Source organism: Nostoc sp. (assembly GCF_036917155.1).
Classification (GTDB): Bacteria; Cyanobacteriota; Cyanobacteriia; order Cyanobacteriales; family Nostocaceae; genus Nostoc.
Genome location: NZ_JBALDZ010000169.1, coordinates 1 through 22,370, shown reverse-complemented (window position 1 = coordinate 22,370; position 22,370 = coordinate 1). Strand labels below are relative to the sequence as shown.

Annotated in this window: 18 protein-coding genes, 1 tRNA gene and 1 pseudogene; 16 read left to right on the top strand and 4 right to left on the bottom strand. The window is 42.3% G+C overall.

Translation table 11 applies throughout. The annotated features are described in order from the left end of the window. Nucleotides 1-132: 132 nt before the first annotated feature. The 5 genes from V7K67_RS22685 to V7K67_RS22665 all read left to right on the top strand — a co-directional run bounded on the left by V7K67_RS22685 (nt 133) and on the right by V7K67_RS22665 (nt 3,575). Entirely contained in the window at nt 133-1,362 is a 1,230-nt protein-coding gene (locus V7K67_RS22685; protein WP_334729017.1) for a tetratricopeptide repeat protein, read from the top strand. 64 nt (nt 1,363-1,426) lie between these two features. Continuing rightward, a complete protein-coding gene (locus tag V7K67_RS22680) occupies nt 1,427-2,194 on the top strand; it encodes a Uma2 family endonuclease (protein ID WP_334729016.1) in 768 nt (255 codons plus the stop codon). Nucleotides 2,195-2,405: 211 nt separating this feature from the next. After that, nucleotides 2,406-3,053, top strand: a complete 648-nt coding sequence (locus tag V7K67_RS22675) for a hypothetical protein (protein WP_334729015.1) — start codon at nt 2,406-2,408, stop codon at nt 3,051-3,053. Between the two features lie 32 nt (nt 3,054-3,085). Beyond that, nucleotides 3,086-3,451, top strand: a complete 366-nt coding sequence (locus tag V7K67_RS22670) for a DUF1818 family protein (RefSeq protein WP_334729014.1) — start codon at nt 3,086-3,088, stop codon at nt 3,449-3,451. A 50-nt stretch (nt 3,452-3,501) separates the two neighbouring features. Next, a tRNA-Pro gene (locus V7K67_RS22665) sits at nt 3,502-3,575 on the top strand. Nucleotides 3,576-3,850: 275 nt separating this feature from the next. Here V7K67_RS22665 and V7K67_RS22660 read toward each other — a convergent pair. The 3 genes from V7K67_RS22660 to V7K67_RS22650 all read right to left on the bottom strand — a co-directional run bounded on the left by V7K67_RS22660 (nt 3,851) and on the right by V7K67_RS22650 (nt 8,727). After that, nucleotides 3,851-4,981 (bottom strand): CO2 hydration protein, encoded by a 1,131-nt coding sequence (locus tag V7K67_RS22660; protein WP_334729013.1) that lies wholly within the window; start codon nt 4,979-4,981, stop codon nt 3,851-3,853. A 97-nt stretch (nt 4,982-5,078) separates the two neighbouring features. Further along, the gene (locus V7K67_RS22655; protein ID WP_334729012.1) at nt 5,079-6,584 is read right to left on the bottom strand and encodes an NADH-quinone oxidoreductase subunit M; all 1,506 of its coding nucleotides are present in this window, start codon (nt 6,582-6,584) and stop codon (nt 5,079-5,081) included. A 286-nt stretch (nt 6,585-6,870) separates the two neighbouring features. Beyond that, nucleotides 6,871-8,727: an NAD(P)H-quinone oxidoreductase subunit F gene (locus V7K67_RS22650; protein WP_334729011.1), complete on the bottom strand. Its 1,857-nt coding sequence runs from the start codon at nt 8,725-8,727 to the stop codon at nt 6,871-6,873. A 659-nt stretch (nt 8,728-9,386) separates the two neighbouring features. Here V7K67_RS22650 and V7K67_RS22645 point away from each other — a divergent pair. From V7K67_RS22645 to V7K67_RS22610, 9 genes and pseudogenes are all read left to right on the top strand, one after another. Next, a complete protein-coding gene (locus V7K67_RS22645; RefSeq protein WP_012410633.1) occupies nt 9,387-9,695 on the top strand; it encodes a carbon dioxide-concentrating mechanism protein CcmK in 309 nt (102 codons plus the stop codon). Nucleotides 9,696-9,789: 94 nt separating this feature from the next. Beyond that, on the top strand, nt 9,790-10,134 hold the full coding sequence (locus V7K67_RS22640; RefSeq protein ID WP_010995041.1) for a carbon dioxide-concentrating mechanism protein CcmK: 345 nt from the start codon (nt 9,790-9,792) through the stop codon (nt 10,132-10,134). Nucleotides 10,135-10,140: 6 nt separating this feature from the next. Continuing rightward, nucleotides 10,141-10,443 (top strand): EutN/CcmL family microcompartment protein, encoded by a 303-nt coding sequence (locus V7K67_RS22635; protein WP_179068922.1) that lies wholly within the window; start codon nt 10,141-10,143, stop codon nt 10,441-10,443. Nucleotides 10,444-10,754: 311 nt separating this feature from the next. Further along, a pseudogene (locus V7K67_RS22630) lies at nt 10,755-12,404 on the top strand (ribulose bisphosphate carboxylase small subunit); the annotation flags it as partial. Between the two features lie 93 nt (nt 12,405-12,497). Continuing rightward, entirely contained in the window at nt 12,498-12,755 is a 258-nt protein-coding gene (locus tag V7K67_RS34525) for a ribulose bisphosphate carboxylase small subunit (RefSeq protein WP_442943902.1), read from the top strand. 242 nt (nt 12,756-12,997) lie between these two features. Then, nucleotides 12,998-13,771: a transferase gene (locus tag V7K67_RS22625; protein ID WP_334729009.1), complete on the top strand. Its 774-nt coding sequence runs from the start codon at nt 12,998-13,000 to the stop codon at nt 13,769-13,771. A 57-nt stretch (nt 13,772-13,828) separates the two neighbouring features. Then, the gene (locus V7K67_RS22620) at nt 13,829-14,617 is read left to right on the top strand and encodes a BMC domain-containing protein (RefSeq protein ID WP_335168512.1); all 789 of its coding nucleotides are present in this window, start codon (nt 13,829-13,831) and stop codon (nt 14,615-14,617) included. 243 nt (nt 14,618-14,860) lie between these two features. Beyond that, the gene (locus tag V7K67_RS22615; protein WP_334709019.1) at nt 14,861-15,802 is read left to right on the top strand and encodes a LysR family transcriptional regulator; all 942 of its coding nucleotides are present in this window, start codon (nt 14,861-14,863) and stop codon (nt 15,800-15,802) included. A gap of 116 nt (nt 15,803-15,918) precedes the next feature. Next, a complete protein-coding gene (locus tag V7K67_RS22610; protein WP_335168510.1) occupies nt 15,919-17,547 on the top strand; it encodes a mucoidy inhibitor MuiA family protein in 1,629 nt (542 codons plus the stop codon). A gap of 253 nt (nt 17,548-17,800) precedes the next feature. Here the strand turns inward: V7K67_RS22610 and topA are convergent, their stop codons facing one another. After that, the gene (topA, locus tag V7K67_RS22605; RefSeq protein WP_334729007.1) at nt 17,801-19,981 is read right to left on the bottom strand and encodes a type I DNA topoisomerase; all 2,181 of its coding nucleotides are present in this window, start codon (nt 19,979-19,981) and stop codon (nt 17,801-17,803) included. 365 nt (nt 19,982-20,346) lie between these two features. On the opposite strand from topA, the gene V7K67_RS22600 reads away from it, so the two are divergent. After that, the gene (locus V7K67_RS22600) at nt 20,347-21,633 is read left to right on the top strand and encodes an AAA family ATPase (RefSeq protein WP_335168508.1); all 1,287 of its coding nucleotides are present in this window, start codon (nt 20,347-20,349) and stop codon (nt 21,631-21,633) included. Continuing rightward, complete coding sequence (locus V7K67_RS22595; RefSeq protein ID WP_335168506.1) at nt 21,626-22,231, top strand: RloB family protein; 606 nt, start codon at nt 21,626-21,628, stop codon at nt 22,229-22,231. The genes V7K67_RS22600 and V7K67_RS22595 overlap by 8 nt, the downstream gene beginning before the upstream one ends. Nucleotides 22,232-22,370 lie beyond the last annotated feature (139 nt).

Here is a 22,370-nt window from a genome sequence, read left to right as displayed (position 1 = left end):
TTTAATGGGCTTTGCCTACGCAATTTTTAAATTAGATATACGATGGATGCTCTGACTAGAGAAAATCAGGATGCTTTAGATGAATCGTAGAATTAGCTATATACAACCAACTCAAGACAAAGTAAAGTACCTATGCTCAGGCGTTTAATTGCGATCGCTACTGCCACTATACTCTTTAGCAGTTCCTTAACGCTGGCACAGAGTAAGAAGCCCAAACCACCGGACAAATTTCCTCCCAATCCTCTAGAGATTACCACACCCGATCCCCTGTCACCACGATCGCCCAAGGATAAACAGCCGTTAACTCTCCAAGAACGGCAAGAGTTAGAACCAGCATTGGATGCATTAAATCAAGAAGCGGCGGCGAAACTACAAGCAGGTGAACCAGAAACAGCCTTTGAAATTTGGAACCGAGAATTGCGTTTGCGGCGCTTTTTCGGTTCATTAGCAGAGGTGCAAGCGTTATCACGAGTCGGTGCGATCGCTTGGAATCAAAACAACGGCGAAGAAGTACAATATATTACGCAACGATTGCAAACAATTCAAAAACAGACGCAATCTCAGAAAAAAATTGCCCCTATTGATTTAGAATTGTGGCGATCGCTAGGTCAAGCTTACCAAAATGTGCGATCGTCTAAACTAGCCATAGAAGCTTACAACCAAGTTTTGCTAGTAGTGCGAGAGCAAAAAGATCCAACAGCAGTAGTAGAAACCCTCAATACAATTGGACAACTGCATTTGAGTTGGTTTGATTATCCCAAAGCTGCGCCAATCTACGAAGAATTATTGAGTTTAGCGACATCCCTTGGTGAACGTGGAAATGAGGTAATATATCTGCAACTACTGGCTTACATTTACGAGCAGACAAACCAACCGCAGCAGTCATTGAATGTACTGAATAAACTAGCAGAAATTTACGTTAATGAAAACGATCTTACTAAAATACCAGAATTAAAGCTAGCGATCGCTTCAGATTACGAATCTCTAGCCAAGAAAGATCCTAACTTACTGCTAGAAGCTTTTAAAAATTATCAAGAAGCCTATACTACTGCTTGGCAATTACAGGAATATGTTCGTGCTGGTGAAGCTTTGCAGAAATTAATTACGCTGTACCGTTCTCAGAGACAAACAGACGAAGCTTTGCAGGCTAGTCAAATTCTTGTACAGATACAGGCGCAAGCCGCCAATTTTTACGGAATGATGCAAGCTTATGACCAAATTGGACAATTGTATGTAGAACGCAAAGAATTTCCTCAAGCATTAACAGCTTTTCAAAAAGGGTTAAAACTAGCGCAACAACTAAAACACGAAGAAGCATACTTTACTGGACAAATTGAAAAACTGTCGAAAACAAATTTTTAACTGAAATTCCTGCGACCGCTTAACATAAAAGTACCCGTCACGCTTACCCAAAAGGTGAAAAGCTATGTCAGAAACTACCCTAGCTGCACCAGATATTCAACTCCCACCCACCCAAGCAGAATTACCCGACGATGACGGTATCCCGATGGAAAGTCCACGACACAAAGCCCAGATGGATTTGCTTATAGATGCTCTAATACCTTGGTTGGAAGAGCGAGAGGATGGGTTTATCGGCGGTAATATGTTCGTTTACTACAGTCTGGCCCAGGTGCGAAACAAAGACTTTAAAGGCCCAGACTTTTTTGCTGTGTTGGAAGTCCCAAAAGGAGAACGTCGCAGTTGGGTGGTTTGGGAAGAGGGGAAAGCACCAGATGTAGTTATTGAGTTGCTTTCTGACAGCACAGCCCAAGCAGACAAAAATGAGAAAAAACTAATTTATCAAAATCAAATGCGTGTCCCAGAATATTTCTGGTATGACCCTTTTAACCCTAATGATTTGGCTGGTTTCTCTAATGAAAAAGGAGCTTATCAAGCCATCGTCATAAATGCTCAAAATCAATTGGTGAGTCAATCTTTAGGGTTAGCATTACAGTTATGGCAAGGAAGTTATAAAGGTATTAATGCTACTTGGTTACGCTGGGCTATTTTGGCAGGGGAATTACTGCCAACTCCTGAAGAAAAGGAACGCCAAAGGGCAGAACAAGAACGCCAAAGGGCAGACAAAGTAGAATCGCAGTTATTACAAACTGCACGCAACTTACTTGAGTTGGGGATGACAATAGAACAGATAGCTAGGTTAACAGGTTTGAATGTATCTGAGGTTGAAACGTAGAGATATCGCAGAATTCAGGAGTCATTAAGAAGTAAAAAGTAAAAAGATAATCCCCATAAATAAATTCAGGGGAAATGATTAAGTCAGTATTATTTCTTGACGGCAGTCCGCCCAAGTCGGGAAACCCGCCCAAGCGGCTGCCTCCGCTATGCCACTGGTTATAAATGTTTTTATTTCGTTCCATAAATAAATTTAGTTGCTTGTTACCATTATGAAAAAGAAAAAACTTCTACCTAAATCAATCCTCTCAAAACTCGGAATTCAGTACTGGCTAAACCCTAGCTATCCGCTAACACAACTACTACTTGCCTTCATAGTAGTGGGTGTAATTGTTTTAGGTTTAGGGGCGGACAAATCAATACAGACAAATTTACTGGGTATCCAACCAGCATACGCTCAGAGAATCACCCCTAGCGATGTTTGGCAGCTAGTGTATAAACAGTTGCCAGATTTTCCACTAGAAAATAAATATATCAGCAAAGAAAACGGGAAGATTGCCGAAAACAACACCTTAGCAAATCGCCTCATTAGATATCATATTTATACCAAAGGTCGCGCCCCAATTTATCGCTTGGATTGGAAGCTAACTTTAGCTGATTACCTGGGTGTCAATGAAATTATGTATGATGCTAGCTATCCAGGGAATGATTCGCTACGGGAAAATCCCATAGAAGGCGATCGCAAAGCCATCAAAAGTCTCACCCGCAGCCAGCGAAATGCCTTAGTGCAAGTCTTAGTTAATATATTTAACCCCACTTCCCAAAGTACGGTACCCCCTAACCCCAACACCACAACCAGTCTGGCTACATCCACACCCCCACTGCCACCACAACGGGGAGGGGCCGAACTACTGAAATGACCTGCGTACCTCTACGTTTCAAAAATTAAACTATGGAACGCGTGATTAAAACTGGATTGGGTTGGCGTATTGGCTGGAACCCCGATACACCTGAGTTTAAAGGTTTAGTCGGTACAGATGATTGGGCAATTGAGTTAACCGAAGCCGAGTTGAACGATTTTTGTCGTCTAATAGCACAGCTAGCAGACACCATGAAACAACTAGCAGCTGAATTAATGGAAGAGGAAAAAATTGCTTGTGAAGCCGAAAGCGATTTATTATGGATGGAGGTAGAAGGCTATCCTCATGATTACAGTCTGCGCTTCATCTTAAATACAGGGCGATGTGTAGAAGGTAAATGGAATGCTTCTGCTGTTCCAGATTTACTGCAAGCGACTGGGATGCTTAAGGTTTTTTAAATTTGCCTCTTGATTATCCTAGAATTTTGTTATATGATAGTAATTCTGACCGGGGCGTAGCGCAGCTTGGTAGCGCGCCACTTTGGGGTAGTGGAGGTCGTGGGTTCGAATCCCGCCGCTCCGATTGATGATAAGCCATATCTGCTAGTCTTTGCAAAATGATTAGCAGGTTTTTTCATAGCTTTTTACGAAAAACTAATTAGACTAGTGGCGTGGCAAGCAAAAAAATTGTGCATTAGACGTAGGTTGGGTGGAGGCTTTGCGTAACCCAACATCCTGATATAGGTTGGGTTGCGCTCCGCTCCACCCAACCTACAATTTTTTTGCTATAGATCACAAAGATACGATAAATCATCACCAAGACGCGATTCATCGCCATCTCTACAATATTGATATCAACTATTTATTCACATCCAGCAAGCGCGAAGTTTGTAACCGACTCATCCACTTCTCTAAATAAACTCGATTACCTTTCTCCTCATTTGGATCTTTAGTATCCAAAGGATGAGGCATCAGTCCCAAAATCGTTGCTGTTGTCACGCAAAACATCGATTTTTGGAAACTAATGCAAATTTGTACCCGCAAATCATCTTCACCCCGAAGACTACGACGATAAATTTCGTGCAAATATTCTGGAAGATAATGACGCATATCCTGCATCAATAAGGTGGGAGGAATACCCGCGCCACCGATGGGCAAAGGATCGGCATACAATGCGCCATATTGAAATAGAGTTTGATCTGGGGGAATTTGATATCCTTGGGCGTTGTATGAAACTGTACCGTGGAAAGGAGTTCCTCGGAAGAATACTGCTTCTACATAAGGGATGGCTGTATCTGCTAAGAAAGTCAAACCAACGCTTTTGGGAATGATTTCATAAACTTCATTCCGAATTTCGACGGTGTAGGTAATTGGGTTTGATGCATTTGCCACTAACCCGGCTTTAATGTGTTCTACAACTTGGGGAATCGATTTGATTTTGCCTTGATCGTAGAGGTCTGATAAGCTGAGGAAGATATCAGCCATGACTCGCCAAAATTGACCTAAACCTGTGTAGTAAGCAGAGACGCGCAAGTGTTCTGTCAAGAAATCTGGAAACAGTTGGTTGATACCCGGAATGAAGGGATTATTTTTAAATTTTGCGGCAATAACGGCTTGCACTCTTTCTTGAAATTCTGTTGTATTTAAATACGTATCGAGTCCGCCGCCACCGTGCCACATCATGGCTTTCATGCAATACTCGGCATATTCAAAATTAATTCGGTTATGCCACCAGTGACGGAGTAATTTCTGCAAAGAAACCTCTCCATTAAAGTATTTAAAAAATGGGAAAAATACTAAAAACTGATGCTCGGCAATATAGTTAAGATTTTTTGAGTAGGCATCTAAAACTACGCCATAGCTTTTAAGAATACCAACAACTTCCAGCACATTCTCTGGACTATCGGGGAGTAATGCATCTCCTTTTTGCAGACGTTCAATATACTCAGCTAAGGGATTGTGAGTTGCTTTCTTTTTAATAGTTACCATTACCATCTCTCCGAAAAGTTTGTTAAGAGTTAGGAGTTTTGTTTATCTCCTTGTCCCCTTGTCCCCTCATCTCGCTATCTCGCCATCTCCCCATTCCCTAATCCCTAGCCCCCATTGCTTTATCCAAGGACACTGCTACTACTACGTTTTGGCTATTCACCATTGCTGTAATTGTTGGTTCAGTCCAGCGCACTAACCAAGCAGGTTGAATGCCAAAAATCACAATCAGCGCCGCTAAAATTACCGCTGGGGCGCGATCGCTCCAATACACTCGTGGTAAGTTGGTAACTTGTGCAGACAAGCGGCCAAAAAAGGCGCGGTTGACGAGTATTAAGAAGTAAACCGCTGTTAAACCAGTGCCAAGCATACATAGCAAGGTTTGCACTGGGAAAACTGGAAAACTCCCGCGATAAACTATGAATTCGGAAATAAACCCTAGCATTCCCGGTATACCAGCGCTAGCCATGACTCCGACAATCATCAAGCTACCGATTACTGGCATACCCCGTTCTGGGTTCAGCAATCCTTGGATGACTTCTAAATCACGGCTTCCGGCTTTTTTATACACAACCCCCACCAGCAAAAACAGCATTGCGGAAATCAAGCCGTGGCTAATCATTTGCATTACAGCACCCAACACACTTAAAGGTGTAGCCGCTGCTGCTGCTAACAGCACGTAACCCATATGTCCAATGGAGCTGTATGCTACCATTTTTTTCATATCGGTTTGAGCGATCGCACAGGATGAACCATACAGCACACTTACCACCGCCCAAGTGGCTAACCAAGGAGCCAGATAACTCCAAGCTTCTGGTAACAAGTTCATGCCAAATCGCAGCAAGCCGTAAGTTCCCAACTTCAATAGCACCCCAGCCAATAAGACTGAAATCGGTGTGGAAGCTTCAACGTGAGCATCTGGCAACCAAGTGTGGAAGGGAACCAAGGGAATTTTAATCCCAAAACCGATCAAAATTCCCGCTAGCAATAAAAGCTGTGTTGCTAGAGGTAAAGTTGTTGCGTTCAAGGTTGCTAGTGCAAAGTTAGAGGAACCACTCAGCCAAACCATGCCGAGAAAACTTGCTAAAATCAGGATTCCCGAAACGGCTGTATAAATCAGAAATTTAGTCGCCGCATAACCCCGCTTGGCGCCACCCCAAATGGCTATTAACAAATACAGCGGAATTAGTTCCAATTCGTAAAACAGGAAAAATAGCAGTAAATCCTGTGCCAGAAAGGCTCCTGTCACCCCAGCGCTTAATAATAGGATCAAAGAGTAATAAAATTTCGGACGCTGTAAGGATTCATCGCTGCTGTAGATGGCAATGGCAGTTAACAATCCATTTAAAACCAGCAACGGCAAAGATAAACCATCTATCCCAAGGTTATAATTCAACCCTAAAGCATCTATCCAAGGGAGAGACTCAGCAAACTGTTGAGTAATTTCTCCTGGATGGAACTGAATTGCTAGTACGATTGTCCACAAAAAAGCGATACTGGCAAAGACCAAAGCCACCCCACGGGCGAATTTCCCACTGATGCCAGAGGGCGAGAAACCAATTAAAGCTGCACCGATTAACGGCACTAGAATTAAAACACTAAGCATAGACAGAAGGCAATAGGGGACAGGGGACAGGGGATAAGGGACAAGGGACAGGGGACAGGGGACAGGGGATAAGGGACAGGGGACAGGGGACAGGGGACAGGGGACAGGGGACAAGGGACAGGGGACAGGGGACAGGGGACAGGGGACAGGGGACAGGGGACAGGGGACAGGGGACAGGGGACAGGGGACAGGGGACAGGGGATAGTGGGAGGGAGAGAGAATAATAACTCCTAACTCCTAACTCCTAACTCCTAACTCCTAACTCCTAACTCCTAACTCAGCACTCTTAAAAAGGCAATTTATCTAGTAAACCCAAGGACCAGCTGATGAAAAAACCCAGGACGCTGACAACTGCTAGGATGGTCAACATATAGCCCTGAGATTGCCCAGAAATGCTGTACTTTAAAGTTTGTCCGCCGAGAATTGTTGCAAACCCAACCAAGTTTACAAAACCATCAACCAAATAGCGATCGCTCCAAGCAGAAATTTTAGATAGTAGTGCGACTGCGCTTACCACCGTTACAAGATAAACTCGGTCAATATAAAAATCATAACCTAACAAGTCTTGCACAAATCTCCACGCCAAGATTCTGGATCGTGACCAAGCTTTGTGCAGATGAACTGTACACCCTACACCTACTCCCACCACGGTAGAACCAAATAACGCTAACGCCACATACCAATTAATACTTTCCCAATCGGGTAGCAAGTACCATTGCTGTAACATTAGAGGTAAAAGCAGAGTCAGCACTGTCAGAATCACCATTGGTAGCGCCATTTGCCAACCAACTTCTGGGGTGCGACGGGTCTTTTGTTGCGGTTTACCCCAAAATACTAATCTAAATACTCTGGTTAGGTTTAATGCTGTCAAACCATTAACTAATATTAAAACCCCAATTACCCAAGGGCTAATACTCACGAAACCGTCAGCCCATGCTAACATTGCCCAGAAGCTTCCTAGTGGTAGTAGTGTTACCATCCCAGCTGAACCAACCACAAAGGCAGTGGTAGTGGCTGGCATTCGTGACCACAAACCGCCCATTTCTGTCAAGTCTTGGCTTTGGGTAGTCAAGATGACTGAACCGGAACTCATAAATAATAATGCTTTGGCGATCGCATGAGTTAACAGCAACATCAAGGCTACACCCCCTTGCTGCAACCCTACCGCCAAAAATACTAAGCCCATGTATGCACTGGTGGAATGAGATAGCGATCGCTTAATATCAATTTGAGCTATAGATACTAATGTCGCCCCAATCGCCGTCACCGTACCCATGACTACCAAGGCATTTAAGGCAACTGGCGATAGGGCTAACAATGGTTGAAATTTATACAGTAAATAAGCACCACCAGCTACTACCAGCGAGTTCCGCATTACCGAGGCGGGGTTTGGCCCTTCCATTGCCTCATCTAACCACAGGTGCAGGGGAAATTGGGCACATTTACCAGCAGGCCCAGCAATTAACGCCAACCCCAACAACGTCGATGTCATTGGGCTTAAATTAGCTGTTTGCGCCCATTCATATAAATCCGAAAAGTTCAAACTCCCGGCTAAGGTGGAAAGTGTCACTACAGCCATTAGCAGTAACAAATCTCCCACCCGTTTAGTCCAAAACGCATCTCGCGCCGCCGTCACTACTAGTGGTTGAGCATACCAGAACCCCACCAGCAAGTAAGTCGAAAGGGTCAACACTTCCAAAAGGGCATAGCTGAGAAACAAAGAATCACTGATTGCTAGGCTAGTCAACGCTGCTTCAAAAAATCCCAGCAGCGCAAAAAAACGCGCCAACGACCAGTCTTTTTCCATATAACCCAGAGCATAAACTTGTGCCAGTAAGCTTAACCCTGTAATTAAAACTGTTGCCCCAATACTAACTGGTGACAGTTCCAAGGCAAAAGATAAGTCTAAATCCGCAGCTTTGAACCAATTCACCAGTAAAGTTTCTGGTTCTCTATACCAGATACTTTTAAATACAAACAGGCTATGGATAAAAGCTAAAACGGTCGTCAACAAATTGATATATGCCGCAGGTCTTGGCCCTGTTCGCTGAATTATTCCTATTCCCCACGGCAAGGTCAAAATTGCGCCCAATAAGCTATAAAAAGGCACAAACCAACTTGTTGAAAATAGAAATTGATCCATTTAAATTTTCCTTGACGAATCAGCCTTGATTAAAAAAAAGCTCTAAAACAATTATTTATTTAATAAAATTAATTTACCAAAATACCGATGTTTTTTTTAATATTGTTTCAGCTACATTCCAGCGAGTACTTTTACCTAGCTTTACCCTATTTAACATAAGTAAAATATAACTTTACATAAGCAAAAGCATTTACTTGCCTTCACATCACCGACCTTTTTACATTTGTATTTCTACTTTAAGCAAAGTACTTTATACAATATATTTGAAAAAGTTATATATTTTTCACCTAGTCATTGTAGATGTAGCAATCTTTAACAAAAGATAGATACAGCAAAAGTTACAGCCGATGTTTGTCCCTCGACAGATCGGATTAGCCTTGGTTATGAATGTCGTTTTGTAAATGTAATAAAGAAATTATAAAGCATAAGTGGCCTCTCTAGGAATCAGTGAACTTTAATCGCCCAGAAGGACAGATAACTTTTTGTTAAGTTTTTTAAAACTTTCTTATCATAAACTATTATAGTAATTTATATTGCCAGGGACGCCAAGCTTTCCTATGCTTAATTTGGAAGTGTTTTCTTAGCTATAAGATAAACCTCTCCCCGTCAAAAATTTCAAACAACAGTACTGATCTGATTCATTTTGTAGGAGTTCTGCGATGCCAATTGCAGTTGGGATGATTGAAACGAAGGGCTTTCCAGCGGTTGTAGAAGCTGCTGACGCGATGGTGAAAGCCGCCCGTGTTACTTTAGTGGGCTATGAAAAAATTGGTAGCGCTCGTGTCACCGTCATAGTTAGGGGAGATGTATCGGAAGTTCAAGCTTCTGTAGCAGCTGGGGTTGAAGCGGCGAAAAGAGTATTTGGTGGTGAAGTGTTATCCACTCACATCATTGCTCGTCCTCACGAAAACCTGGAATACGTCTTGCCCATACGTTACACAGAAGCGGTAGAACAATTCCGTACTTAAAAGCTGTTTAAACAAAGTAATTAACGCTCTTTACCTGATTGAGCATCACTTTTGTTGTCCAAGGCTAAAAACAATAAAAAAGGGATTAAAACTAATGTCAATTGCAGTGGGAATGGTTGAAACGCTAGGCTTTCCAGCAGTGGTGGAAGCTGCTGACGCAATGGTAAAAGCGGCTCGCGTTACTTTAGTAGGTTATGAAAAAATTGGTAGTGGTCGGGTAACGGTAATTGTTCGAGGTGACGTTTCCGAAGTTCAAGCTTCTGTGGCCGCAGGAGTTGAATCTGTAAAGCGAGTCAATGGCGGACAAGTACTGTCTACTCACATCATTGCTCGTCCTCACGAAAACTTAGAATACGTCCTACCAATTCGTTATACCGAAGATGTAGAGCAGTTCCGGGAAAATGTGAATGCAATTCGTCCTTTTGGTAGAAGACCGTAATTTGTAATGCAAATTGCCAAAGTTCGCGGCACAGTAGTTAGCACCCAAAAAGATCCAAGTCTTAGAGGTGTGAAACTACTGTTGTTACAATTAGTAGATGAAAACGGCAATATCCTACCAGAGTATGAAGTAGCAGCAGATATTGTGGGAGCAGGAGTAGATGAGTGGGTACTCATCACTCGTGGTAGTGCCGCTCGTCAAGTTGTTGGCAATGAACAGCGTCCATTGGATGCAGCAGTGGTGGCGATCATAGATACTATTTACGTTGAAGATCGCCTAATTTACAGCAAAAAAGATCAATATCGATAGTCAGTAGTTAGAGGAGTCAGGAGTGAGGAGTCAGGAGTGAGGAGTCAGGAGTGAGGAGTCAGGAGTGAGGAGTCAGGAGTGAGGAGTCAGGAGTGAGGAGTTAAGAGTTAAGAGTTAAAATTCATAACTCATGATTCATAACTTAAATTGATAGTCAACAGTTAGAGAAGTGAGGAGTTAAAACTCCTAACTCATAATTTCTAACTCATAACTCCTAACTCATAACTCCTAACTCCTAACTCCTAACTCCTAACTCATAACTCCTAACTCATAACTCCTAACTCCTAACTTAATACAGGAGGAATCTCGCGATGGCAGTCCGCAGCACGGCGGCACCCCCAACCCCGTGGTCAAGGAATTTAGCTGAACCCCAAATCCATGAAACTTCCTTTGTACATTCGTTCTCCAATCTAATTGGGGATGTACGAATAGGTGCAAATGTAATCGTTGCTCCGGGGACTACGATTAGAGCGGATGAAGGTACACCCTTTTATCTTGGTGAAAATACCAATATTCAAGATGGTGTTGTCATTCATGGGTTGGAGCAAGGACGAGTAATTGGTGATGACCAAAATAAATACTCGGTATGGATTGGTAAAAACACTTGCATTACCCACATGGCTCTAATTCACGGGCCAGCTTATGTAGGGGATAATTCCTTCATTGGCTTTCGTTCGACGGTGTTTAATGCCAGAGTGGGTGCAGGTTGCATCGTGATGATGCACGCTTTGATTCAAGACGTAGAGATTCCCCCTGGTAAGTATATACCTTCGGGAGCGATAATTACCAGCCAGCAGCAAGCTGACCGCTTGCCAGATGTGCAAGATCAAGATAAGGAATTTGCTCATCATGTGGTTGGGATTAATCAGGCATTACGAGCGGGTTATCTCTGTGCTGCGGATAGCAAATGTATCGCACCCATTCGGGATGAGAACGCTAAATCTTATACAGGTAATGGTATTACTGTTTTAGAGTTGGAAAGGAGTAGTGAAGTGGCGAGCAATAGCTTGGGTGCAGAAACAATAGATCAGTTGCGGTATCTATTACAGCAAGGGTATAAAATTGGTACGGAACACGTAGACCAAAGACGGTTCCGCACGGGTTCTTGGACTAGTTGTCAACCAATTGAACCGAGATCAATCGGTGAAGCGATCGCAGCCTTAGAAAGCTGTCTAAATGACCATAGCGGCGAGTATGTCCGACTGTTTGGGATTGACAAAGGTAGACGGCGTGTGCTAGAGAGCATCATCCAACGCCCAGATGGTGATGCGAAACCAGCTACCAGTTTTAAGCCTCCGACTAGTAGCCATAGCAATGGTAGCTACAGCAGCAGTAATGGTAACGGTAATGGCTCTAGCAGTGCCAAAGTTAATGGCGAAACTCTAGATCAAATCCGTCAACTTTTGGCGAGTGGTTATAAAATTGGCGTAGAACACGTAGATGAGCGGCGCTTCCGCACTGGTTCCTGGACGAGTTGCAAGCCAATAGAAGCAACTTCCACAAATCAAGTCATCTCCGCCTTAGAAGAATGTATAGAAAGCCATCCAGGCGAATATGTGCGTTTAATCGGCATTGATACCAAAGCCAAACGGCGGGTATTAGAAAGCATTATCCAACGTCCAAATGGTCAAGTGGTATCCTCTGGTAGTCAGAAATCATTTACTACCAGTGCTAGCTCTGCTACAGCAACAGCTACCAGTACCCACTTGAGTACGGAAGTAGTAGACCAACTCCGGCAATTATTGGCTGGTGGCTCTAAAATTAGCATAGAACACGTAGATGAGCGCCGCTTCCGTACAGGCTCCTGGACTAGTACTGGTCAAATTCAAGCCTCCTCAGAAAGAGAAGCGATCGCAGCTGTAGAAAGACAACTCGGCGAATATCCAGGGGAATATGTGCGCTTAATTGGTATTGACCCGAAAGCCAAACGCCGGGTATTAGAGACTATTATCCAACGTCCAAATGGTCAAGTAGCCTCCTCTGGCAGTCAGAAATCATTTACTACTAGTGCAGCATCCTCTGCAAAAGCAACAGCTACCGCTACCGCTACCCGCTTGAGTACTGAAGTAGTAGAACAACTCCGGCAACTATTAGCTGGTGGGTATAAAATTAGCGTTGAGCATGTAGATCAACGGCGATTCCGTACAGGTTCCTGGACTAGTACCGGTCAAATTCAAGCCTCCTCAGAAAGAGAAGCGATCGCAGCCGTAGAAAAACAACTCGGCGAATATCCAGGAGAATATGTACGCTTAATTGGTGTTGATCCCAAAGCTAAGCGTCGAGTATTAGAAACGATTATTCAAAGACCTTAAGGAGTTAGGAGTTAGGAGTTAGGAGTTAGGAGTTAGGAGTTAGGAGTTAGGAGTTAGGAGTTAGGAGTTAGGAGTTAATAGTTGAAAAAGATTGTTAATTCATAACTCTAAACTTAAAATTTATCACTCCTCACTTTTAACTAACTCTTGACTTACAACTCCTAACTCCTCACTTCTAACTCCTAACTCCTCACTTCTAACTCCTAACTCTTTACTTTCCGCCTTCCGAGGTTAAAATTTCCATGTCTGTGCCGCCACTGCGCCTCAGCAATAACTTTGATTCTTACATTAGTGGTGAGGTGACTATTCATCCAAGCGCGGTACTTGCACCTGGGGTGATTCTCCAAGCGGCTGTAAATAGCAAGATCATCATTGGGCCAGGGGTCTGCATTGGTATGGGAGCAATTCTCCAAGTCCATGAAGGCACCCTAGAGGTAGAAGCAGGTGCAAACCTGGGAGCCGGTTTTTTGATGGTTGGCAAGGGCAAAATTGGAGCAAATGCTTGTATTGGTTCAGCAACAACAGTTTTTAACTATTCGGTTGAACCTGGACAAGTAGTACCACCTGGTTCAATTTTAGGAGACACCAGTCGGCAGATTAGCCAAATCAAGGAACCAGAACCATCTACAAATAACCCTACTTCTACAAATGCAGTACCGCCAAAGGAAGAGGAAAATGGCTCAGGTGAAGTTAAGGAAAAGGTAATTTCCTCAACTAACTTCTCAGCTGCGGCTTTTGTAGATTTCAAACAAAACAAGTCGATTTCTTATTTTAAATCTCCCGCTACTCCCGAAAGTCAGTCTCCTCCCGTGGAGGAACCAGCCAATGATGCTAACTCCATCTTGGAGTCAGCCGCCCAAGAGTCTACAGAATATCATTCAGACCCCAATCAGCCAACTACAGAATCCCCTAATGGTTTCGGGACTCAAATTTATGGACAAGGGAGCATCAGCAGACTGTTGACTACATTGTTTCCTCATAGACAATCCTTGAACGACCCAAACTCTGACGATTAGTTCGAGTAAGTGTTAATTGTAAGGTGTCGGCTTTTTCCGTATTTTGGAGAATTCATCATGGAAACATATAATCAACGGTCTATTCGCACCACCCAAGGGGCGAGTAGTCAAGAAACCTTTCAGGATACCGCCTTGGGTTTAGTTTCTACCCGCAGCTTTCCCGCGATCGTGGGGACAGCAGATATGATGCTGAAATCGGCGGGAGTTCACCTTATTGGGTATGAAAAAACTGGTAGTGGTCATTGTACTGCGATCGTCCGGGGTGGAATTGCTGACGTGCGTCTGGCGGTAGAATCGGGTGTGCAAACGGCTGAACAGTTTGGTCAATTGGTTTCTAGTTTAGTGATTCCCAGACCTTATCCCAACCTAGATATAGTGCTTCCCATCACAACCCGTTTTACGAAATTGATGGAAGAGGGCAATTACAGCCGTCTGAGTAATCAAGCAATTGGTTTGGTAGAAACGCGAGGATTTCCCGCGATGGTAGGAGCGTGTGATGCCATGCTCAAAGCTGCTGATGTTCATTTGGCAGCTTATGAAAAAATTGGTGCGGGTTTGTGTACAGCCATTATCCGTGGTTCCGTAGCAAATGTGGCGGTAGCAGTGGAAGCGGGAATGTTTGAGGCAGAACGCATTGGGGAACTGAATGCAGTGATGGTAATTCCTCGGCCACTGGACGAAATGGAGCTAACCTTGCCCTTAGCAAGATGCTGGATAGAAGAACGGGAACCGTTAAACTTGCCAGTGAATATTAAAGAACAAGTTGCCGAAATCGAAGTATTAAGATTACCAAACTTAACCAAGCTACCAACAAAAGTTACAGAAGAATTATGGAATGATGAATGATGATAGATGAATTTTGGAAAATCCTTATTCATCATTCATCGGGAGATGGAAGGCATCTTACGCTTTAGCTGTTCTGATAATAGCTTCTTGAATCCATAAATAAAATACCTTTATTTTAATATAACAATAGAGTTTTATCTATGATAGAACTCGTAACTTTCTGTGAGCATCACTATATCATTTGCCAGTGTTCAGCAATACTAGTCTTATATCTATTAATCGCTATATACAGGAGAATCACCCTTGAACCAAGCGACGCTGCACCAGTTAAAGGTGTTCGAGGCGGCGGCACGGCACAGTAGCTTTACTCGTGCTGCTGAGGAATTGTTTCTCACCCAACCTACGGTTTCTATGCAGATCAAGCAACTTACAAAAACGGTAGGGCTGCCATTATTTGAGCAAGTGGGGAAGCGATTGTATCTGACGGAAGCCGGACGGGAGTTATTTGCCACTTGTCGGCAGATTTTTCACAATATAGCCCAGTATGAAATGAAGGTGGCAGATTTAAAAGGGCTAAAACAAGGGCAATTACGCTTGGCAGTGATTACAACAGCAAAATATTTTATCCCACGTTTGTTAGGGCCGTTTTGCGAACTTTATCCAGGGATTGATATCTCGCTACAAGTAACAAATCACGAACAAATTTTAGAACGGATGAGTCAGAATTTGGATGACTTATACATTATGAGTCAAATTCCAGACAATATAGATGTAACTTGTGAACCATTTCTAGAAAACCCTTTGATCGTATTTGCACCGACTAATCATCCGTTATCCAGAGAAAAAAATATTCCTATTCAACGCCTGTCTCACGAACCTTTTATTATGCGGGAACCTGGTTCAGGAACACGTCGCGCCGTCCAAAAGCTATTTGAAGAACAAGGGGTAACGGTAAAAGTCAAGCTAGAATTGGGAAGTAATGAAGCAATTAAACAAGCGATCGCAGGTGGTTTAGGTATTTCTGTTTTATCTCGTCATACCTTACTATCAGACACTTCAGAGTTTAGCATTTTAGATGTACAACACTTCCCCATTCAGCGACATTGGTACATGGTTTACCCATCTGGCAAGCAGCTCTCTATCGTCGCTCGTGCCTATTATGAGTATCTACTAGCTGCGGCAAAGAATTTTGTTGAGCAAAATGCTGATACTACTTCTAGTACGCTCGAACCAATTCACGGGTAAAATAATTCGTAATTCGTAATTACGAATTACGAATTACCTAAAGGGGGGTTGACTCTTAGACCGGGAAACATTGACAATTAACCAGCAGAATCATTAAAAATGGGGGAAAACTGGCAATGGTTAACCCGGAACTACCGTCTTGGCGCAAAACAGTACAAAGCGAGATTGTAGCTGTTACCGTATATGCTGATAGAGCATTGGTTATACGGCGGGGTGTAGTTGATTTAACAGGAATTGAACAGGAATTAGTAATTACCCCAGTGCCAATGACTCTAGAAACTGAGTCTGTCAGGGTTAGCGGTACAGGTACAGTAGGGGTGCGTTTGGTGGGAGTTAGTAGCGATCGCATTTACACTACTGAACCAATAGCGGAGCGAGTAGCACATTTAACAAGGCAAATTCAGCAACTAGAAGCAGAAAAACGCCACCTGCAAGCTCAAGTAGATGCTTTAGCATTGCAATCTAGTTTTATCGCCGGCTTACGTGAAAAAACAGAAGAACCCTTTTCCCAGAGTTTGTCTCGGAAAAATCTCAGCCTCAGCGAAACTTTGGATTTCCTGAACTTTCTCGGAAGCCAGTATAGTGAATATGCGATCGCATCTGGAGAGTGCAAAACCCAACAGCAGGAATTAGACAAACAACTGCAAGCACTCCACACCTCATTGCAAAAAATCCAAACACCCCATCCTAAAGAGAGTTTGAGCTTAGTTGTCGCAGTTGAAGTTGCGGGTGAAGGCGAATTTGAATTAGAAGTATCCTATATAGTAAATCGCGCTAGCTGGAATCCGCTTTATGACTTGCGCTTTAGCACAACCAGGGATATTGTGCATCTGAGCTACCTTGCAGAAATCACCCAAAGCACTGGCGAAGATTGGATTGGTGCAAATCTCACCCTTTCTACCGCTAAACCAGGATTAGGTACACTCCCACCGAAACTTGAACCCTGGTATATTGATGCGCCACGTCCCCAAATGTTACGCCGACGACAATTTGATGCCCAGCCACCACTACTGCCTAGCATAGCAGAGCCGCCTGCTGCCGCCAGAGCAGATTGGCAAGAACAAGACGAAGTTGCCGAGAATAGTCTTATCCCAGCTGAAACCGTGACAGCAGAAGTATCCAAAAAAGGGGGTGTAGTTACCTTTAAATTGAATAGTGGTGGTAACATTCCCAGTGATGGCGCACCCCATAAAACTACGATTTTCAACGATGATTATCCTTGTAGCTTCGATTATGTAGCAATGCCGCGCTTGGTAAGCTTCGCTTATCTACAAGCGAACGTGAAAAATAATCCCAATGGTGCAACTTTGCTACCAGGTAAAGCGAATATTTTCCGCGACAACGTTTTTATTGGGACAACTCAGTTAGACAATATTGCACCAGGACAAGAATTCAAACTGAACTTAGGAATTGACGAAGGTTTAAAAATAGAGCGCGACTTAGTTGAGCGTCTGGTAGATAAAAGATTAATTAGCAACCAGCGCCGCATTACTTATAGTTATCGGTTGATAATTACTAACTTACTCGACAAAGAAGTAAATCTGAAATTAACTGAACAATTGCCAGTTAGCCGCAACGAGCAAATTAAAGTACGTCTCAGTCGCAGTAACCCACAAATTCAACTTGGTGAAATGGGAATTTTAGAATGGCTGTTAATTCTTCCAACCCAAGAGCGGCGAGAAATATATTACCAGTTTAATGTTGAGTATCCGCCTGATTTAATGGTAGTTGGGTTAGATATTTAGGGAATCCCAAAAAATTTTCATATCAAGTTCGGCAAACCACTTATACCGTTTCACTTTAAGATTGATACAGATTCTTGCAGAGGGAGCAGAAGAGGCAGGGGAGGCAGGGGGAGCAGGAATAGTGATTTATTTGTATCAAGAATTTCGTGAAATGGTATTGCAATATGTAATTGGGATTGCCGCACTTATCACTAAGGGATGCTATGCGAAAGTATTAAGTAGGACACGATAGTGGTATCTGGAAAACCCCTCTCTAAATTTCTTTCCTACTAACTCCTAACTCCCCAAATTTAGGACTCCACCACCCTTTTTGGGTACTGAAATAAGCCACATCTTTATGTTTGGTATCTTTACGGGATTGTGGATCGCAACATCGCAACATTGTCTTACTCTGTCCCTCTTTGATATAACTGTATTCCTCTAGAGGTTTCTTGCATACTGGGCAGAGATATTTCGTAATCTTAACAGCAGGCTTTTGCTGATTTTCAGCCTGGGCTACTTTCGGTCGTGGTAGCTCCCAAGTTTTGTTAAAGTCGCTCCAAAATAGCACGACATTTTCACAGTCTTTTGTGCATTTGAGGAAATATTTCTTTTTGACTTTACTGCTGGGAATTTTGGCGAGAAAATTTTTGCATTCAGGGCATCGAGTCTTGGAAGTTTCATATTTGCGCTCATTTATCACATTAGCTTTACCTGTTGAGGAACTTGTAACTACAGTTTTAGCTTTGGAGAGCGCTGGTATAAAGTAATTCTGATTCCAACTAGTTAAATAATGCTGCCAAGAGTTTTTTCCTTCGGATATGGCATCAAGGGCATCTTCCATATTCGCTGTGAATTCCGCCTCTAGTAAATCAGGTAGTGCTTTGAGCAAAAACGCATCAACTTCTAACCCTAACGCTGTCGGTTGCAGATGGTCTTTTTTCAACTCGACATAATTTCGTTTTTTTAAGGTAGCAACAGTAGGAGCATAAGTACTTGGACGACCAATTCCTTTACGTTCCATCAGTTGCACTAATTTTGGTTCACTATAACGCGGTGGTGGCTGGGTCTGCTTCTGCTCATGTCCAGCATTCTCCAGTTTCAGCGCTTGTCCCTGTTGTAATGAAGGTAAAACACTATCCTTACTGAGATTGTTCCAGTATCGGGCATAACCGTAAAATTCAATTACTTGCCCTCTCGCTGACCACAGTAGAGAACCAGACTGAGTAATCACCAAAGTTTTACGCAATTGAGCAGCACGACACTGAGAAGCAATTGACCGTTTCCAGATCATCACATACAGATTGAACTCATCATCAGGAAGTTCTAAACGCAATTGAACTGAGGGACGAAATATATCCGTTGGACGAATTGCCTCATGTGCTTCTTGAGCCGATTTGCTACTGCGATGCTTGGCGACTTGCTGCGGTACATTCTGCGGGTCATTTTGCTCTAGCCATTGACGGGCGCTGGCACAAAATTCTGGACTTAGCATCACTGAGTCTGTTCGCATATATGTTATCAGCCCTGCCTCATAGAGCTTTTGGGCCACAATCATGGTTTTATCAGGAGCAAACCTCAGCTTTGAACCAGCTGCTTGCTGAAGGCTGGAAGTTGTAAATGGTGGAGGTGGCTGGCGGTTAACGATTTTTCCTTCAAAATGAATCACCTGATGAGAATGTCGCAGTGCTTCTTCAACTAAACGTGTAGCCTCTATTTCGGAAAGAACGCGCTTAGACTCCGGTGTTTCTGGGCTATTACCTACTTTCGCGTCATCGTGAGTTTCAGTTTCTTGCTCTGCTGCATCTGTTGCAGAATTGACTGTCCCTTTGTAAAAAGCCCGGAATCCTTCAGCATAATCTACCCAGACACTCCAATAATCTTGGGGGACAAAAGTAAGAATTTCGTTTTCTCGTTGACAAATCAGGTGCAAGGTGGCGCTTTGGACTCTACCAACACTCTTAGCACCGTTATTCAATGCCCAAACTAAAGGGCTACCCTTATAACCTACCAGCTTATCTAGGCAATCTCGGCATAATCCAGCACCGATTAAGTTTTGGTCTAGCTTTCTGGGATTAGCGATCGCACTTTGCACCGCCGATGCTGTAATTTCAGTATAAATTACTCGTTTCGGTTCCCTTAGACCTAGTGCTTCTTTAAGATGCCAAGCGATGGTTTCGCCTTCTCGGTCTGGGTCAGTTGCCAAGACAACTTCATCAACCTGCTTCACCGCAGACTTAAGCTTCTGGATTGTTTCTTTCGCTCGTTGGTCACGTGGAACGTAATTGCAGCGGACATTACTGCCATCCATGACAAAGCCCAAGGAATCGTCCCCTTCATTGCTGAGTTCGCGGATGTGGCCACAACTGGCGAGAACTTTCCAATCTGCACCCAGAATTTGACTGAGTTTTTTGACTTTTCCGGGAGACTCTACCACAAGCAGGCGTTTGATCATAGCAACTGCATTCTAGATTGTGAGCAATAAAATAAACTGGCAATTGCAATGAGCGTTCGCCTATTCTCGTGATATGGATTTTCTAGAATACTCTACCAAAAAGCTTTAGCAATTGCTGAACTCTGAAGTAATTTTCTTGTACCTAAACCTTTGCTTCACTTCTAGGTGTCTAGCGTTAGCTTTTGCAACAAAACTGCCAATCGCCCGGTGCAGGCGTTTATTGTGCCGTATACTTTAATAACAGTACATCTGTACACTGTAAAAACAATCTTATAACTTAGCATTTTCAACCAATTATTGCTACTCTTAAAGCAGTAAATTATGATTTATTCACAGATTTCTGTCTAAAGCCTAAACTTCATGCTATGCTTGTTGAATTTAGTGTCGGTAACTACAGATCGTTTAAAGAGCAAGTCACCTTTAGTATGGTGGCAGCCAACCTTGTCGCAGAAGACAAAAAGCTCGACAAAAACAACGTTTTTGAAATAGATAGTGATTTAAAACTACTTAAAAGCGCCGCAATCTATGGCGCAAATGCTAGTGGTAAAAGTAACCTGGCTATAGCTTTAGGTTTCATGAGATGGTTCATGATTAATTCTTCTAAAGAAACTCAAAGCACGGAAAAAATAGGTGTTGAGCGATTTAAACTCAGCACTGAAACCGAAGCTAAACCATCTTTTTTTGAAATAGTATTTTTAATGAATGGTAAGAGATATAGATATGGATTCGAGGCAACTATTAACAAGGTTGTCTCTGAATGGTTATTTTATGTTCCTAAATTAAAAGAAACTAAACTTTTTGAGCGCACACTTGACAAAATTAGTGTTTCTAAAACATATAAAGCTGATGGTATTCAGCAAAAAACAAGACATAATGCTCTTTTCTTGTCTGTATCTGCTCAATTTAATGTCCAGATTGCACAGAAAATCTTGGATTGGCTAACAAACAGAGTTGCACTTATCTCTACTTTAAATGATAGAGGGTATCGGGGATACACAGTTAGTTGTTTAATGGATAACGAAAATAAAGATGAGATTTTTCAGTTGCTCAAAAAATTAGATTTGGGATTTAGCGATGTCAAGGTAGAAGAAAGTGAAATTACTACTGATTCTTTGCCTAAAGAATTACCAGATGAACTAAAGAACTTAATTTTAAAAAATGTGGAAGGAAAATTATCTTCAGTTCAAACCGTACACCAAAAATTTGATGGCAAAGGAAATCCTGTATCTACAGAGATTTTTAATTTAGATGAGCAAGAGTCGGAGGGTACTAAAAAAGTTTTTGCCTTGGCAGGACCTCTTGTTGACACACTGAAAAATGGTAAAGTTCTCATCATTGATGAATTCGACGCTAGAATTCATGCTTTAATCAGCCGTGCAATTGTTGAATTATTTAATTCTACTGAAACAAATCCAAATAATGCTCAGTTAATATTTATGACTCACGATACCAATTTGCTTAACAATCAGCTTTTTCGTAGGGATCAAATTTGGTTTACTGAAAAGAATAGATATGGTGCAACAGATTTGTACTCTCTAGCAGAATACAATGTAAGTAACGATGCATCATTTGAGAGTGATTATATTCAAGGTAGATATGGCGCAATTCCATATATTGGGAATTTGAATCATCTAATCGACTCTCATGCCTAGAACAAAAGCAAACTTTCGTGGATATTCACCGAGAAAAGTTAATACTAGAGAAATCAAGCAGAGATTCTTAATCGTATGTGAAGGAGCCAAAACTGAACCTAACTATTTTATGAGTTTTCGTGTTCCTAAGAATGTCGTTAAAATAGACGTGCAGGGTTTAGGAGAGAATCCAAGCAAACTAGTGCAAAGCGCAAAGGAACTGAATAAGCAAGGAGAGTACGATCAGGTTTGGTGTGTTTTTGATCGTGATTCTTGGACTATAGAGGATTTTAACAATGCTATTAAAAATGCTGAAGCTCAAGGGTTTAAAGTGGCTTATTCTAATGAAGCATTTGAATTATGGTATGTTCTGCATTTTGAATTTCTCAATACTGGTATTCCTCGAAGTGATTATCTGAGGAAGTTAACTTCTTTATTTGGTAAAACATATCAGAAGAATAGCGAAACTATTTATGATGAGCTATTTGAGAAGCAAGCTATTGCTATTAAAAATGCTGGAAATCTTCTTAAACAATATAATCCTCATATTCCAGCCAAAGACAATCCATCAACAACGGTGCATTTATTAGTACAGGAACTTAACAAGTTTATTCTATAAAACCCACATTCCGCACTTCATTTTGTAACACAAAGCTTAGTAACAATAAATACATGTTTTTAATGTATAAATACATAAATCATTGGGTGATTAATATAAACAGTATGATAAAAAATACCAACTGTTTGAAATCCTAATA

Coding starts and splice junctions, on each gene's coding strand:
- V7K67_RS22610 (WP_335168510.1), top strand. CDS start 15,919: ATGGTTAACCCGGAACTACCGTCTTGGCGCAAAACAGTACAAAGCGAG.
- V7K67_RS22685 (WP_334729017.1), top strand. CDS start 133: ATGCTCAGGCGTTTAATTGCGATCGCTACTGCCACTATACTCTTTAGC.
- V7K67_RS22620 (WP_335168512.1), top strand. CDS start 13,829: ATGGAAACATATAATCAACGGTCTATTCGCACCACCCAAGGGGCGAGT.
- V7K67_RS22635 (WP_179068922.1), top strand. CDS start 10,141: ATGCAAATTGCCAAAGTTCGCGGCACAGTAGTTAGCACCCAAAAAGAT.
- V7K67_RS22655 (WP_334729012.1), bottom strand. CDS start 6,584: ATGCTTAGTGTTTTAATTCTAGTGCCGTTAATCGGTGCAGCTTTAATT.
- V7K67_RS22645 (WP_012410633.1), top strand. CDS start 9,387: ATGCCAATTGCAGTTGGGATGATTGAAACGAAGGGCTTTCCAGCGGTT.
- V7K67_RS22595 (WP_335168506.1), top strand. CDS start 21,626: ATGCCTAGAACAAAAGCAAACTTTCGTGGATATTCACCGAGAAAAGTT.
- topA (WP_334729007.1), bottom strand. CDS start 19,981: ATGATCAAACGCCTGCTTGTGGTAGAGTCTCCCGGAAAAGTCAAAAAA.
- V7K67_RS22600 (WP_335168508.1), top strand. CDS start 20,347: ATGCTTGTTGAATTTAGTGTCGGTAACTACAGATCGTTTAAAGAGCAA.
- V7K67_RS22660 (WP_334729013.1), bottom strand. CDS start 4,981: ATGGTAACTATTAAAAAGAAAGCAACTCACAATCCCTTAGCTGAGTAT.
- V7K67_RS22640 (WP_010995041.1), top strand. CDS start 9,790: ATGTCAATTGCAGTGGGAATGGTTGAAACGCTAGGCTTTCCAGCAGTG.
- V7K67_RS22670 (WP_334729014.1), top strand. CDS start 3,086: ATGGAACGCGTGATTAAAACTGGATTGGGTTGGCGTATTGGCTGGAAC.
- V7K67_RS22650 (WP_334729011.1), bottom strand. CDS start 8,727: ATGGATCAATTTCTATTTTCAACAAGTTGGTTTGTGCCTTTTTATAGC.
- V7K67_RS22680 (WP_334729016.1), top strand. CDS start 1,427: ATGTCAGAAACTACCCTAGCTGCACCAGATATTCAACTCCCACCCACC.
- V7K67_RS22675 (WP_334729015.1), top strand. CDS start 2,406: ATGAAAAAGAAAAAACTTCTACCTAAATCAATCCTCTCAAAACTCGGA.
- V7K67_RS22625 (WP_334729009.1), top strand. CDS start 12,998: ATGTCTGTGCCGCCACTGCGCCTCAGCAATAACTTTGATTCTTACATT.